Annotated in this window: 14 protein-coding genes; 1 reads left to right on the top strand and 13 read right to left on the bottom strand. The window is 42.3% G+C overall.

The genetic code is table 11. The features are described from left to right. Positions 1-240 precede the first annotated feature (240 nt). From fabD to QF041_RS01905, 5 genes are all read right to left on the bottom strand, one after another. Positions 241-1446 carry an ACP S-malonyltransferase gene (fabD, locus tag QF041_RS01925; protein WP_307411249.1) on the bottom strand — a complete coding sequence of 402 codons (1206 nt, stop codon included), beginning with the start codon at positions 1444-1446 and terminating at the stop codon, positions 241-243. A 324-nt stretch (positions 1447-1770) separates the two neighbouring features. After that, positions 1771-1992: a hypothetical protein gene (locus QF041_RS01920; RefSeq protein ID WP_307411246.1), complete on the bottom strand. Its 222-nt coding sequence runs from the start codon at positions 1990-1992 to the stop codon at positions 1771-1773. An 18-nt stretch (positions 1993-2010) separates the two neighbouring features. Further along, positions 2011-3276, bottom strand: coding sequence for a YncE family protein (locus QF041_RS01915; RefSeq protein ID WP_307411243.1), 1266 nt, complete (start codon positions 3274-3276; stop codon positions 2011-2013). 178 nt (positions 3277-3454) lie between these two features. Next, positions 3455-4312, bottom strand: coding sequence for a Cof-type HAD-IIB family hydrolase (locus tag QF041_RS01910; protein WP_036613500.1), 858 nt, complete (start codon positions 4310-4312; stop codon positions 3455-3457). A gap of 284 nt (positions 4313-4596) precedes the next feature. Continuing rightward, complete coding sequence (locus QF041_RS01905) at positions 4597-5127, bottom strand: GNAT family N-acetyltransferase (protein WP_307411238.1); 531 nt, start codon at positions 5125-5127, stop codon at positions 4597-4599. Positions 5128-5337: 210 nt separating this feature from the next. Between QF041_RS01905 and QF041_RS01900 the strand changes: the two genes are divergently transcribed. Beyond that, complete coding sequence (locus QF041_RS01900) at positions 5338-6495, top strand: S8 family peptidase (RefSeq protein ID WP_307411236.1); 1158 nt, start codon at positions 5338-5340, stop codon at positions 6493-6495. Positions 6496-6614: 119 nt separating this feature from the next. On the opposite strand, the gene QF041_RS01895 is transcribed toward QF041_RS01900, so the two are convergent. The 8 genes from QF041_RS01895 to QF041_RS01860 form a co-directional block, all read right to left on the bottom strand. After that, positions 6615-7013, bottom strand: a complete 399-nt coding sequence (locus QF041_RS01895) for a RidA family protein (RefSeq protein WP_307411231.1) — start codon at positions 7011-7013, stop codon at positions 6615-6617. Between the two features lie 312 nt (positions 7014-7325). After that, positions 7326-8768 carry a 6-phospho-beta-glucosidase gene (locus QF041_RS01890; RefSeq protein ID WP_307411228.1) on the bottom strand — a complete coding sequence of 481 codons (1443 nt, stop codon included), beginning with the start codon at positions 8766-8768 and terminating at the stop codon, positions 7326-7328. A 34-nt stretch (positions 8769-8802) separates the two neighbouring features. Next, positions 8803-10716 carry a beta-glucoside-specific PTS transporter subunit IIABC gene (locus QF041_RS01885; protein WP_307411224.1) on the bottom strand — a complete coding sequence of 638 codons (1914 nt, stop codon included), beginning with the start codon at positions 10714-10716 and terminating at the stop codon, positions 8803-8805. Positions 10717-11160: 444 nt separating this feature from the next. Beyond that, on the bottom strand, positions 11161-13098 hold the full coding sequence (locus QF041_RS01880; RefSeq protein WP_307411221.1) for a beta-glucoside-specific PTS transporter subunit IIABC: 1938 nt from the start codon (positions 13096-13098) through the stop codon (positions 11161-11163). Between the two features lie 167 nt (positions 13099-13265). Continuing rightward, entirely contained in the window at positions 13266-14105 is an 840-nt protein-coding gene (licT, locus tag QF041_RS01875) for a BglG family transcription antiterminator LicT (protein WP_036613486.1), read from the bottom strand. Positions 14106-14329: 224 nt separating this feature from the next. Then, complete coding sequence (locus tag QF041_RS01870; RefSeq protein WP_307411218.1) at positions 14330-14635, bottom strand: hypothetical protein; 306 nt, start codon at positions 14633-14635, stop codon at positions 14330-14332. A 57-nt stretch (positions 14636-14692) separates the two neighbouring features. After that, positions 14693-15253, bottom strand: a complete 561-nt coding sequence (locus QF041_RS01865; protein ID WP_307411215.1) for a DEAD/DEAH box helicase family protein — start codon at positions 15251-15253, stop codon at positions 14693-14695. 167 nt (positions 15254-15420) lie between these two features. Next, positions 15421-16509, bottom strand: coding sequence for an acyltransferase (locus QF041_RS01860; protein ID WP_307411212.1), 1089 nt, complete (start codon positions 16507-16509; stop codon positions 15421-15423). Positions 16510-16575: the final 66 nt, after the last annotated feature.

Below are 16575 nucleotides of genomic sequence, written 5' to 3'. Positions count from 1 at the left end.
TTATCTAATTATTTACACATATTTTCAAGCAAAATTTTACCATAGAAATATATGTAAAATCAATCAATTTATTGTTACTATATGGTAAAAAATAGAGATTGATTTGTGAGTTATTGACATATTTATTACCAAATATCTGAAACTTCAACAAGTTCAGATGCATTAAAAGACAAAAAGACTACCTTACAAAAAGGCAGTCTGTCGCTGTAATATAGATCTTGCAAAAGAACAGATCGGGTACTAGATTGCATCGATGAACGCGGTTCCATCCAATGGAATTTTTTTTGCTATAATAATGGAATGACATACCTGTAGAGCATCATTTATCTCTTCTTCACTAAGTTCATATTCATTGTTGTTTACTTGTTCCTTTGCCTGTTGTAATTGGTGAAATAATGGCTCAACCGTTTGGGTGTATGATATCGAATCAGGGTTATAATTCCGGGAGATGAGTGCGGTTACCATGAGCTCAGACAACCATTTTTTACGAATTGTTAACAGCTTATTTTTTCTTTCATGTGTATTTGTAAGCATTATTAAATCGGAAGGCTGACTTAGCGAGTAAGGTACAATACGCTTAGTTATTTTACTCATAAGACTAACTAACACATGTTTAGAACCCAACTCTATAACTTCAGTGACTCCCTGTTTAATCAAATAGTTCATCGACTCTAACCATCTTACAGGCATCGTCATCTGCATGTTTAAATAATCCACGACAGATCGATCAGACTCATAGGGTGCTGCTGTAACATTTGAGATAATCGGGTATTTTGCATGGGCATATTGATATTGATCCAATTCAACTTTGAATTGTTCTGCTGCGGTTTGCATCATGGGAGAATGATAGGGACCACTTACATTGATATAAGAATGTTTCGTTCCCAGGGTTTCTGTCCTTTTAATAATTTCTTGTATAGAGTGCCGATGTCCCGAAATGACAAACTGCTGGTCAGCGTTCATACAAGCCACACAAGCAGGACGCTCGATCGTTGAAACTTGTTCGCATATGTTTTGAAGTGTATCTAAATGAATACCTGAAATGGCGGCCATGGTACCTTTCTGATCCGGGTCTGCATTGTGCATAATGAGACCTCGTTGTCTTACCAGTTTAATGGCGTCATGAAATGAGAGAACACCTGCGCAGACCAGAGCCGAATATTCTCCCAAACTATGCCCAGCCAAATAAGCGGGTTCCATCCCTATTTCTTGCATATACACCTGATATGCTATGACACTAACAGTCAAAAGTGCAGGCTGAGTATTCATCGTCATTGTCAAATCAGCCATGCTACCTTCAAAACATAACTTTCTCAAATCGAAAGAAATGGCATCACTGGCTTCTTCAAATAACTTCTTAGCCACATCAAAGTTATTCCAAAAGTCTCTCCCCATCCCAACCATCTGAGAACCTTGTCCAGGAAACAACAGAGCTACATTACTCATCCAGCATCCTCCATGTATCAACTTTATATTTCATGCACTTCGACAACCGAAAACCAATAAATTCCTTGTTTGCAAAATTTATAATAAACTTTCATTAGGAGTTATGCAATCATAAAGTCAAGAGGAGGGTTATCAATTCCTATGAATGGGAAGAAATTCGTGATTCTTTTTGGGCTCCTTGTTGGCCTCTGTATTGGAACATTTAGTGCTGTTCTTTATTGGATCTTGTCTGTAGTCTGAGTACTATGCAAATAGACACCTCCATTGAGGAGATGCCTGTTCCATTCTAATATGATCATTCAAGACTCACGATTCTGCTTATCCTCAGAGAAACGGATTCCTCTTTATTTCAGATCCGATTTTTTCGCTCACTTCGTTCTCTGTATCACTCAACATTTGATCTGAAGATGGTACAGTTGAATAATCTTCTTGTAATACAATTACATACATCCCCTTACCTGGAATCCTAACTTGGCATACAGAATTTTCTTTGTTCATGGTGATCAGCTGCTCCATTAAGTCTGATGCCTTTATAACTTCTTTCATCCGAATCCCCTCACCTTTCTACGGATTTACACCTACTGCGAACGGACGTGCCCCCACCGGAATGGTAGCAATCACCGTATTCGTTTCGCCATCAATCACAGAAATGGTATTGTCATCTTGATTGCTTATATAAACTCGATTGGTTAACGGATTGGCGCCCGCTCCGTTTGGATTAACCCCGACTGGCACAGTAGCAATCACGGTATTCGTCAATCCACTAATTACTGAAACATTATCCGTGTCTCGATTGGGTACGTAAATGGCGTTTGTGGAGGTATTAACCGCTACTTCAGCTGGCGTAACGCCGACCGGAATGGTATCAATTACGGTATTCGTCAATCCATCAATAACGGAAACCGTATTACTGGTAAAATTCGATACATAAATACGGTTGGTCGCTGGATTGACCCCTACACGGAATGGATTAACCTGAACGGGTATCGTAGCAATCACTGTATTGGTTACTCCATCGATCACAGACACAGCATCAGAATTAAAATTTACTGCATAGATCCGATTCGTTAAGGAATTGACGCCTATACCCGTTAAAAAATTGAGTCCCGGAATAGTGATAGTATCAATCACCGTGTTGGTCAATCCATCAATAACGGTTACATCTTCAGTTGTATCCAATGAATTAAAATTTGCTGTATAAATAGCATTGGTCGCTATATCGACCCCTACGTCACCTGCCTCACTCCCAACCGGAACAGAAGCAATCACTGCGTTGGTTAAACTATTAATGACGGAAATGGTATTGCTGCCTCTGTTTGCGACATAAACACGACTCGTTAATGGATTGACATCAATCCCTGCAGGATTCGTCCCCACAGGAATGGTAGCAATCACCGTATTCGTAGCGCCATTAATAACGGAAACATCGTTACTATTAAAATTGGCTACATATATGCGGTTGACTGACGTATTATCCCCCTCTATTTCAAGTTCGGAAGAAACTAATCGATGTGCAGCAACGAGCTGCCCGGTTTCATTTTTGCCCCACACGGAAATCTCCGTCTGCTCTATAGCTACACCTTCAACTGTAAAGACAAATTCAAATGCATCAAGATTGGCAAAATAAGTTCTTGTCACTACCTGATCCGGATCAATTGAAATCTGCTCGCTGACATATAAAGTCCTCGTAGAGGTCAGATTATACCCTTGTATCAAAACAACGGATCCATCCAGAGAATTCCTGTTATCAATTTTAACGGTAACTTGTTGTGTTGGCCGTACATCACTGACGGCATTATTCTCGATAGGTCCGGTTGACAGAATGGCCATTTCGATTCTCTCCTTCACTTAGATGTTATGGTTTGATTAGAATCCTTTTGTAAAAAAATAAAATTGATCTGTTTAAACCAAAAAAAGACCCTGCAATAATATATGCAGGGTCTAAAATAAGGTTTGGGACAAAGGATGTACGTATTAGCCGTTTTTATCTCTCACCTTGTCTTCTTTATCAAGTGATCAATCCATACTTCACAAAACTATGATACAATCCATCTTCCTCCACTGTTCCAGTAATATCATCTGCAATGGCTTTCAGACCTGGCTTTGCATTACCCATGGCAATTCCGATGTTACAAAATTCCAACATCTCGGCATCATTCATGCCATCACCGATGGCGAATGTATCTTCTTGGGACATGCCCAGATGCTTCAGCAGATCGGCGATCGCAATGGCTTTGTGAATGCCAGGGATCATCAGTTCACCACTTCCTTCACCAAAGATCGGCACAGTGCACTGAATGACTTCGAACTTCCCTTCAAACTCTTGCTTGATCCGCTCAAACGGGATGGCTGAGCTCTCCAAGAAACATACTTTATTCACATCATCCTTATACAGGTCGGCCTCTCCATACGTTAATCCGGCAATAAACGGGTGCGGTTTCAGTTCCTTCTTCTCTCTGGCTACAGGGTCATTCTCCACATCACCATAGATACGGCGTTCCAGGTGAGGTTGAAGATTGCTACTCGCATACAATGCCGAATTGGATTCAAGGTAGAAGTCAATGCCGTTTTCATTGAAGAAATCGACCATATGTCGAACATCTTCCGCTGTTACCCTTTTGTGATATAACACGTCCTTGCCAAACTCCACATAACCCCCACCTGCACCAATCAGACCATCGAATCCGACATCCCAGATGGAATCATAAATTTCTGCTTTGGATCGGCCTGTACATAAATAGAGCAAATGTCCGTTTTCTCTGGCCTGTTTACAAGCCTTCTGTGCTGACAACGGAATGTTTCCATCATCGTCGACCAATGTGCCATCAATATCAATAAAAACAATTTTTCGCTTCGTTTCGTTCATCTGCCTAGCCCCCATCATGTATATTGTCTATATCTAACCGAGCGAGTGCCGACAGGCATTTTCCTTATACCAAATTACCTATTCCGTGGTGTTCGCTGATCGATCAACTTCTCCAAAAATCCGGCAAAAGAATCCGCGTATCAAAATAGTAATATTCATCCTCGTCCGGTACAAACAGCTCCAGTTTCCCTTCCTTCTTTGCGTCTTCATCGGCAAGTCGGTATCTATACAAAATGTCAGCGTCCGTATAACACTGTCATTCTCCCTTCAATAAATTCCAATGGTCACTTACATGCCAACTTGTCCATATGTACGGTTTGCCAGTCATCCTCCTGCTCAGCAATAACCGTAAACCCTTGGCGTTTCCAGAAATCTACGGCTCCTGGCAAGAAGCGATGTGTATGCAAATACAGTGTCGTATAGTGCATATCCTTTACCAAGTTCTCCAGTTCGTTCATCAACATCGAACCAATGCCAAACCTACGATACGCGGGATCTACATAACATTTCACTATTTCGGCAGCCGATTGAGCTGCATATCGACCTTCCACAGCTTCAATACGTCCATCATATGGTAATATCCCAATAGAACCGACGATCCCCGCATCCCCCATTATTGCAACAAGAAATATCGAACCATCGGAGTCCAGATAATGTTCTCTGAACTGCTCGAAGTCCACAGGCAATTTCGTATGATCCATCATCGGAAACACTTCTCTGCGTACACGCATGGCAAAATCAATGGCATCATGAATCTGGTGTGCCTGAACTGGTGTGACTGTCGGTATACTCTGAAGTTGTGTCAACAAATCCACATTCCTTATCCTCTGTATTAGGAGCTACCTCTCGGTCCTGCCTTAAATCTTGTTCATGCCAAAGCGGCGCTCTTCATCTCATCTTACCGAATTTATCCCTTCCTATCAATCTATCTACACTACTAACCAAATTGCAAGAGTGCCCGCGCAGTCTGATAGAGTTCGCATACGATAAGGCGTGTCACAATTCATATTGGAGGAGAAACGCTCATGTGGTTATGGTTAGGTGTTTTTGCTTTCATTTTGCTAGTAATCGGGTTCGTGTATCGTTATCTGGACCAACTTGCCGAGAGCAAGTTTCATCCTCACGCTCCCAAGCAGCTCTTAGTCAAATTCAAGGAAGGTACAACCGAGGATGAGATGCACACCCTTCACAAAAAAGGGAGATGTAAGGTCGCTGAGACATATGAAGATTTAGGATGGTACCGTTTGGAATCCCGCAAAAAAATGCACCGGATGTTGAAACATTACAAAGATCATGAGCTTATAGAACATGCAGAGCCCAATTACCTCGTTGAGGCATCCTTCACTCCCAATGACCCTTTCTTTCCTTATCAGTATAACCTGTCCAAAATCAATGCACCCGCTGCATGGGATATTACTCAGAGTAACAGCTCTGTCAAAATCGCAATTATCGATACCGGTGTACAGCTGAACCATCCAGAATTGGCCTCCAAGCTCCTCCCCGGTTATGATTATGTTGATTATGATAACATCCCTGAGGACGGGAACGGTCACGGCACCCATGTAGCCGGGATCGCTGCCTCCGTTACCAACAATGGTGTGGGCATCGCAGGCGCTGCACCGCTCGCATCCATCGTTCCGCTCCGGGTACTGGATAACAACGGGCAAGGAACGATAGGTAATGTCGGTAACGGGCTTGTCTTTGCTGCCAACAATGGTGTTCAGGTTGTTAACCTGAGCCTTGGAGGGCCAATGGGAAATACTTTCCTTCAAGCTGCCGTACAGTATGCTTGGGATCGAGGAGCTGTGATTATTGCTGCAGCCGGTAACGACAACACTTCATTCCCAATCGTACCCGCATCGTATCCCAATGTGATTGCTGTCGCTTCAACCAACCCCTCCGATCTCAAATCCAATTTCTCCAACTATGGCCCTTGGGTGGACATGGCTGCACCGGGTGATACCATTCTATCCACATACCTGGGTGGCTCCTATGCCTATCTTAGCGGAACATCAATGGCTGCCCCCCATGTAGCTGGAGTGGCTGCACTTCTCGCTGCACAAGGGAAAACAAATGCTCAAATTCGAGATGCGCTGTGTTTCGCTTCTGATCCAGTATCAGGCTCCGGGATCTACTGGACGTATGGTCGACTGAATGCTTATCAGAGCTTGCAGGTGCCATAACACACCTACTATCGCTCATGATTGCACACAGGCATATCGTTTCCATTTTTCACAAATAAAAAAAAGAAGGGGCATCTGTAAGTGAGATGCTCCTTCTTTTGGTTATGAAGTATTCGATGTTACACTTTTGCTGCCCAAAGCTCTATTTCAATTTTAATCTCTGGTAGACCTAACGCCGTAATGTATCCAATCGTCATTGCAGGATAATCCGTACTAAATAATTGTCCCCACTCGGCATATAAGAAATCCCAATCGATTTTCTCGGTTGCCCATACGTTTACTTTGATAATATGTTCAGCATCTAAACGCTCAGATTCGAGCACTGTTTTAATATTATTAAATGTATTAGTGACTTGCTCATTCAGACTCTCTGGAAAAAGACCATTATGATCTGCTCCAATTTGACCCGAAGTCACAAATAACTCTGCATTCCTCGGGATTCTTGTAATATGCGTGTACTGACCTACAGGAGCTGGCATATTTGCTGGATTTTTTCTAGTAATTTTGTCAATATTCATTTGGATTACCTCATCATTCTTAAGATTTTTCTGCGTTATTTCCTAGTTTTCTTCCGATTTTGGGCAGACCTCACCCTTGGAATAGATTCTAGAAAAAGACAGCAGTGGAGTATCCATATCCCAAAGATATAAACGCAAGTGATTTTTTCTTCATGAGTGGATGCTCCCCTTTCTTAAGTGACAAGATTCTCTTGATTTTTTAATTATATCTGAAAGCCACATCAAGGGCAAATTCATCCCCTGATAAACAAAGAGCAATCCCGTAGTAACGAGACTGCTCTTTGTTTATTCTATAGCGACGGACACCTTGTATCAGAAATATTGTGCGCCATTACTCGCAATGACATCTTTGTACCAGTGAAAACTCTTCTTTTTCACTCTGCGAAGTGTGCCCGTACCATCATTATTTCTATCTACATAGATATAGCCATAACGTTTCTTCATCTCTCCGGTACCCGCACTGACCAGGTCAATCGGTCCCCAGCTTGTGTAACCTATGAGCTCTACACCGTCTTGAATTGCTTCAGCCATTTCGGCAAAATGACTATTCAAATATTCGATGCGATAGTCATCTTCAACGGAGTCATTGTCTAACAACACATCGGTTGCTCCAAGTCCATTTTCTACGATAAACAAAGGTTTGCCATAGCGATCATGCAGTTGATTAAGCGTAATTCGAAGCCCCTTCGGATCAATGGTCCATCCCCACTCGGATGCTTGAAGATATGGATTCTTCACCGAACCAAATACATTGCCTTCTGTCGAATCTTTCAAAATCTCAGGGTCCGTACTGGTACACCGGCTTGCGTAATAGCTAAAACCGATATAATCGACCGTGTTCTGCATCAAAATCTCTGCATCTTCCGGTTGCATGTCAATCCGAATGTCATTTTCTCTGAAAAATCTTTTCGTATAACCTGGATATGCTCCCTTCGACTGCACGTCGATGAAGAAGAATGATTCGCGATCTTTCTCCATAGCCTTCCACACGTCATCCGGGTTAGAGCTGTATGGATACACCATTCCAGCGGCTAACATACACCCGATCTGTGCATCTGGAATGATCTCATGACAAGCCTTAACAGCAAGTGCACTCGCTACCAATTCATGATGTGCTGCCTGATACAGGACCTGATCTTTGTTTTCACCATCCTGCAGAACAATACCCGCTCCAATGTACGGGAGATGCAGCAACATGTTGATCTCGTTAAACGTCATCCAGTATTTCACTTTATTCTTGTATCGATTGAACAGCGTCGTCGCATATTTCTCAAAGAAACCAATCATCTTGCGATTCTTCCACCCGCCGTAAGTCTCGACCAGATGTACAGGTACATCGAAATGGCAAATCGTTACCACAGGTTCAATGTTGTATTTTAATAACTCATCAAAGACATCATCATAAAATTGCAAGCCTGCTTCGTTTGGCTCCGCTTCATCACCATTAGGGAAAATCCGTGCCCAGGCTATGGAAAGCCTGAGGCACTTAAATCCCATTTCTGCAAATAACGCAATATCTTCCTTATATCGATGATAGAAGTCAATAGCTTCATGTGAAGGATAGAATTCCCCTTCTTTTGGTTCATATGAATCCAGGTTACCCAGAGCAATGTTCCATCGATTGGCACCAATCGGAATCAGATCTACCGTTGTTAAACCTTTGCCACCTTCCAGATAAGCACCTTCCAATTGATTCGCTGCGGTTGCTCCTCCCCAGAGAAAATTCTCCGGGAAGGCTGTAAACTTTTCATTCATTGAGCAGTTCCTCCTTAACCATTCTTAGTATGAATTAGCTTAATACCGTGATCAATTTATCTTTCTCATGAACGGATGCATCTTTTGTTCCTACAACGTCCAGATAATTTGAAGTATTAGTAACAATGATCGGTGTAACCGTCTCATACCCTGCATCCTTAATGGCTTGCAGATCAAACTCAACAATCAGGTCACCTGCATTAACACGGTCTCCATCTTTCACATGGGTTGTAAAATGTTGACCTTTCAGCTTGACCGTATCCTGTCCAATATGGATCAGCATCTCTACACCATCATCGCTTACAAGACCAATAGCGTGTTTGGTACGATATACGGTTTGAACGACACCAGTGATTGGAGATACCACTCTACCACTGGTTGGACGAATTGCAATCCCTTTACCCATGTGCTCACCTGCAAACGTTATGTCATTAATTTCGTTCAGTGCAACAACTTCTCCAGCCATTGGGCTTACAATTTCGTATCTGCTGTTCGGATTTGGATCAAGTACAGGTGCTGGAGCTGGTGTAGCTTCCACTTTGTCTTTGAATCCAACCACGTACGTCAGAACAAAGCCAAGGATGAACGCAACCGCTGTAGCTACAATTGCCATGTAGAATCCAGAATCAACGCCTGTAGCCGGGTTAATGAAGGTTGGATAACCAAATACGCCAAGTCCGCCAAACATGTAAAGCTTCGAACCCGCCAATCCCAAGATACCTCCACCGATACCACCTGCAATACAGCTCATGATAAACGGCTTTTTCAGTGGAAGTGTCACACCGTAAATTGCGGGCTCGGTTACACCGAAGATCCCAGAGATGAAGGCCGGAATACCTAAAGATTTCAATTTCGTATTTTTGGTTTTCAGTGTAACTGCAAGTACGGCACCGATTTGGGCAAAGGAGGCAGCGAAAGACATGGCAATTACCGGATCAGCCCCAGAAGTACTCAAGTTAAGAAGCATGACTGGCACAAGTCCCCAGTGGAGACCAAACAATACAAACACTTGCCACAATCCACCGATAATCAAACCTGTAACAACTGGACTTAAATCGTAGATGCCTGTTGCTCCTGCACCAATCAACTGGCCTGCCCAAGTGGATACTGGACCAATCAGAATGAACGTTGCCGGAACGATAACGAGCAATGTAAAGAATGGAACAAGGAACGTGCTAACAACTTTAGGAATAATATTTTTGAAGAATCTTTCAATTTTAACAGCGAAGAATGTGGCAACAATGATCGGAATAACCGATGTAGAATAGCTCATCAGAATTACCGGAATACCCAGGAACGTAATGTGAATCGGTGATTCAAACAACGTCCCTGCAAACAAGGTGTACAGTGGATCTCCTGTAGTCAGGCCGGACAGCGTAGGATAGACTAGTGAAGCACCTATCGCCATACCCAAGAATGGTGAACCGCCAAATTTCTTGATTGCAGTATAACCAAGGAAGATCGGGAAGAAGTAGAACAGACAGTCACCCGTTGCATTCAACAGTTGGTACGTTCCAGAAGTGTCTGTAAGCCATCCAAAGGATAAAAACATGGCTGTAAAACCTTTGATCATACCTGTCGCAGCCAGCAAACCGAGTAACGGTGTGAACACACCGGAGATCATGTCGATAAACCGACTGAACAACCCTACTCTTTTGCCTGAGTTGTCCGTTTCTTCTTCAACTTGTCCTTCACTTGGGAAATTCCCTACTTTAACGACTGCTTTATATACATCCGGCACTTCGTTGCCGATAACGACTTGATATTGTCCACCACTTTGCATGACGGTAATAACACCTGGCAGATTTTTAAGTTCTTCCGTTTTGGCTACGCTTTCATTTTTCAGTTTAAACCGCAGTCTTGTTACGCAATGGAATACACTGTTTACATTCTCGCGACCACCTACACGTGACAGAATGTCCTTAGCTAATTGATCGTAGTTGCTCATTGTAATTCTCCCTCTCTAAGTAGACTCCCCATGACTTTTGAAACAAATAAAACCTGAACCACTGAACATACACAACATACCGGATCGTCCGGAAATCAGTCGTGTTATTCAGCAATTCAGGTTTTGCCCTTAACGGTTGCAACCCTGTAAGGCTGTACACATTGGTATTTAATTATTTGGATAACGAAAGTAAGTTACATTCCATCCCCTCTGAACTGAGGATGGTCGGCATTGCCTGATTGAACAGTTACAATCCGATTGATGTATGCGCTTACTTCTTGAACTCATCATAGTACATCTGAACTACGTTTGCAACACTTATTTTTATTAATTTCACAAATACATTTTAGTGGCTGAAAATGAAAAAAGAGACCACTTCGAAAGCATCGAAGTGACCTCTTTATAGCTTAACGTTCACATTTATAAATACGCACTGAAGCAGAATTAACCAATAACCGTAACCAATTTATCCTTTTCTTGCACTTCACGATTTGTTGTAGCAACCACGTCCAAATAATCAGCCGTATTAGTTACAATAATCGGTGTTACGGTCTCATAACCCGCCTCAATAATGGCTTGCAGATCGAATTCAACGATCAGATCGCCAACACTCACACGATCTCCATCTTTCACATGTGCAGTGAAATGTTGACCTTTGAGCTGTACCGTATCCTGACCGATATGGATCAGAATCTCTACACCTTGATCATCTACAAGACCAATTGCATGTTTGGTACGGTAAATCGTCTGTACCACACCATTAATCGGAGATACAACTCTCCCACTGGTTGGACGAATAGCAATCCCTTTACCCATATGTTCACCAGCAAATGTAGCATCGTTAATTTCTTGCAAAGGAACCACCTCACCCGTCATCGGGCTGGCAATTTCGTAACGATTGTTTGGATTAGGCTCAAGTGCAGCCTTCTCTTCTTTTACTGGCTCTGGAGCCTGTTTGGCAGCCTCTGGATTAGCAGGATCTTTGAATCCTACAAAATAAACGAGAACAAAGCCTAGTACAAAAGCAATAATAGTGGCAATCATAGCCATCCAGAATTCATAGTTGATCCCCTCTGTGGGACTAATCAGCGCTGGAACACCAAAGATGCCTGAAGCAAATACAAACATTTTGGAACCTGCAAATCCAATAATACCACCAGCGGTTGCAGAAGCAATACAACTCATAATAAATGGTTTTTTCAGTGGCAAAGTAAGACCATAGATAGCAGGCTCAGTTACACCAAAAATCCCGGACACAAAGGCAGGAACACCCAGTGATTTAAGTTTGGTATTTTTCGTTTTAAGCATAACGCCAAGAACAGCACCAATCTGAGCAAAAGAAGCAGCAAACATCATCGCCAGAATCGGATCTGCTTTCAGTGTGGACAGATTCAGCAGCATGATTGGTACGATACCCCAGTGTAACCCGAAGATAACCAATACTTGCCACAATCCACCAACAACAATACCGGTTACCAACGGACTCAAGTCATAGATGCCCGATACCCCGGCACCAATCAGTTGACTTGCCCATGTCGCGATTGGACCAATCAAGAGGAATGTTACAGGTACAACAATCAGAATTGTAAAGAATGGCGTGAGGAACGTTCTCACAACAGAAGGAATGATCTTTTTAAAGAATGCTTCTACCTTTGCTCCAAAATAAGCAGCAATAATAATCGGAATGACGGATGAAGAATAACTCATCAAGATAACCGGAATACCCAGGAACGTGATATGAATCGGTGATTCAAACAATGTGCCTGCAAACAGCGTATAGAGCGGTTCCCCACCACTAAGACCGGATAAGGTCGGATATACAAGTGATGCTCCGATGGCCATCCCGAGGAATGGAGATCCACCGAATTTTTTCATAGCTGTGTAACCCAGGAAGATTGGGAAGAAGTAGAATAGACAGTCTCCTGCAGCATTCAACAATTGATATGTTCCTGAAGCCGGGTCCAGCCATTCGAGAGAAGTGAACATGGACAGGAAACCTTTGATCATCCCTGTTGCAGCTAGCAATCCGAGAATTGGTGTAAATACACCAGAGATCAAGTCGATAAACTGACCCAGAAGACTCTCTTTTTTACCGGAAGATTCTGAATCATCACTTGAGACCGGTTCATCCGCATTCATATTACCCACCTGTAACAAGGCTTTATACACATCAGACACTTCGTTACCCACAACTACCTGGTATTGCCCCCCGCTTTGCATTACCGTTATGACTCCAGGTAGATTTTTGAGTTCGTCTGTTTTCGCATTATTGTCATTTTTTAATTTGAAACGAAGTCTGGTCGCGCAGTGCACCACGCTGTTAATGTTCTGTTTACCACCAACGCCAGACAGAATGTCTTTGGCTAATTGCTCGTGTTTCATGAAGTCTTTTCTTCCTTTCTGGCTAGACACGGATTCAAAGCATATTGGAGAGAATAAAAAAACCTGAACATCTGAATGTATGGAACATCCGGTTAACGGTATGTTCTGTCATTCAAGCGTTCAGGTTTTGCCCTAGTGGTTGCAACCCTGCAAGCTGATCTATGGGATTATTCAGAAGTTGCATTCACAACTCTCTCAATATGGATCGTTAAGTACATCAATTCTTCGTCAGTTAGTTGATACGTGTAGTTGCTTTCAATGAATTTCTTAATTTTCTCCGAGCACTTGTGTGCTGCCGGATACTTTTTCTGAATCATCAGGAACAGTTCATCATCGTTGTTGCTCTTGTAATGTTTTCCCTTCACCAAACGTTGGGCGAAAAACTTCAAATGCGTCACAAAGCGATAAAATGTCAGTGAGTTCTCATCAAAATCAATCTTGAAATGATACTTGATGATTGTCAAGATTTCCTGCATGACCTGCGTCATACTCTTGATGTTGGGCATTTCCTCGTTCAAAGCTGCATTGACAAAGTGAAGGGCCATAAAACCGGCTTCGTCCTCGGGCAAGATCACACCAAACTGATCACAGATCATATTGAGCGCTTCCATTCCGACTTCATATTCCTCTTTGTATAACTGCTTTGTCTCCCAGATTAAACCGTTGCGTATGGGCAGATTCTTACGATACCGCTCAATAGCAAAATGAATATGATCTGTGAGATGTAAGTAAATGCTCTCATTTAATTTCTTGCCAAGTTTTAATTTGGCGTAAGCGATGATTTCCTCGGATACTTTCATGTATTCCAGAGGAATGCTTGAGATTAATGCCTTGAAGTTTTCCTGAATATCTTCATTCTGTAAAGTAAATATCTTGTCGATATGCTGCTCGGAAACCATATCACCCGCCCGCTTCTGATAAGCAATCCCCCGGCCAATGATAATAACTTCCTGTTCGTCATTCATTGCAACTACAGCATTATTGTTCAGCACCTTCTCGATTTTCACTTTATCACTCCAATATACAGAAAAAGACAAACCAATCCCTTTTCTCAAGGTATACGGCTTTGCCTGATTCAACAGTTACAACCCGATATGTTGTACGCGCTTCCTTCATAATATTACAAATTTCTACACAGTGCAACAAAAAGTTAATCTCGTATTAACATGACTCCCGATCTAGGTAAATATACTCACAGGAGTGAGCAAATCAAGAATTATTTTACAGGAACTCACGGTTTATTGTTTTTGCTTTCTCTCTCCAGTTCCGCTTCAATTCTTCGATTAATCATGTTCATCTCTTCTGAATCCAAACGATCAACTTGAGTGTATTCTTTATCTAACTCGTACTCTTGCGCCTCGCCTTTGTTCATTAACCCCAGATGATTCTTGATGTCTCGGATATCTTCACGCATATGTATCGTCTGACGGTATTGGTCTACAACAAGTGCAAAAATAATGCCCCCGGCCACTATTGGACCAAATGGGATCAGATAACATAAAACAAGTCCTATGAGCAAAAATAAAACAAAGTACATGATGTAATACCCCTCTCATATAAAGTATCTACTTTGCTCAGATAGACGTTTCTCAGATTATAAATTAAATCGTTCCTGAATTAACTTTGCCACCTCATCCGAACTCTTGTGTGTGTTATCAATCCGTATGTAGTGTTCATGTGTGATTTCTCCCGGTTCCGAATTCAATCGATATAGCTTCATCGTATCAAGCAAATCTCGCTCAGACCACGCGATGTCTCGCTTTGTTGGCTTATGCAGCAGTCGATGCGGACTCTTGTTACGCTCCAGTCTTTCCGATGCATCAGCTTCCAGTTCCACATAACAGACCTGTCCTCCATTAGATTCGAATAACTCACTGATCTGGCGAATGTACTCTCCGTCTTTCGCCAAATCAAACGCCCATACAAAAGTAAAAATCAGACCCGGCAAATCACTCTTCGCCACTTCTTCAAAAATCTCCTGACGGAACAGATTAACCAGTCGTTTGCCTTGTGGTGTACCATAGCTGAAATAAGGAGACACCAATTCAATGGTCATATGGTTATGAAACAATTTAAGCTTTGTTATCTTCTCAAGTTCTTGCCCAACCGTCATTTTGCCCACAGCCTGCGGACCAAAAATAATCACTAATTTCATTTTCGATCACTCCTGACAAGGTAGTGTTCATTCCATTAATTCAATTTTATGGACATTAAATTCTATAATAACTTCTTTAGGGCAAATAAAAAAGAGGTTTCAAGTGATTCCCTCAACGCGTGAGGGCTTGAAAACTCTTATCTTTAATTAAATATATTTATTTTAACTTAACGTCCAATCAGTACCCATCCCCACTTCATCCGGCGCAATCCCATCGCGCAGATCCATGAGATCAGGAGTGCCACAATATAAGATAGTATGATGCCCACACTAAAGTGGCGAGCCAGTTCATCTGTGAATTCACGTCTCCAGAAGAGCAGTACAAGTGGGTGCATTAAAAACACACCGAACGCAACTGTACCCAAGGAGTCCAGAATACGCGTAGCTTTACGAACCTCGGTAAGTTTTCCCGTGCCGATTCGTTCACTAAAGATCAGTAGAAGCAGGCAGGCTGACAAGGTAAACAGATTACGGAACAGGAACAGCACGGTATAGGTAATAACCGGGTATGCAGCAAAAGTGGTTTTGATATAAGCATTGCCATATATAAAAATGGCACCTCCACCTAACAACGCAGCTATGAGCACATAACGGTGAGAATACAGTTTGTTCAATGCCCACTCAAAGTTCAACCCAACCCATGCGCCAAATCCAATCACGATCAGATAACTGGGTAACAAACTTCCTGTCCGTTCGAAGTGAAACTGCAAATGTAGTGCATAGAAGATCGCTTGGCCAGCAATAAAGAATAATGGCAAATAACGATTAAACAAACGATGGCGTGTAAGGGACAGAAGCCATGGAAAAACGATATAGAATTGAAGAATAATCAGAAAAAAGTACAAGTGCGTATGAGCGGTTCCCATCACTAATTGTTTGGCAAATTGAACACCATGGGTCAAAGGTTCTTTGCCCTCAATCAACTGTTTAATGGCAAAGTAGATAAGGGACCACACCAAATAAGGTACAAATACATTAAATAAGCGCTTCTTATAAAAAGCGAGCATCCAACCCTTCTCATTCACCTTGGAGCTGTAGTTATAGAACAAGACCAGGGAGGACAGGAACAGAAACGCTGGAACGGCAAATTGCAAAAACGTGTTCCAGAAATAATACACATCATGATCTAATGTATGCTTGGGGTAATGCGCAACTGCTGTTGAAGTTGCATGAATAGCTACCACTGCCATGATGGCAAAAGCACGATAGAGATCCAGATACTCAATTCGCCGGGGCCGATTAAACGGTTGATTCATAAAGATAACCTCACTTGTGCCTGATATGGGATGATAGTTTCCGGCCGCAATCCAGATTCTATGCTT

The organism is Paenibacillus sp. W2I17 (genome assembly GCF_030815985.1).
Taxonomy (GTDB): Bacteria; Bacillota; Bacilli; order Paenibacillales; family Paenibacillaceae; genus Paenibacillus.
Note: the sequence above shows the minus strand (reverse complement) of the source record. Positions and strands in the feature narration are given on the sequence as shown.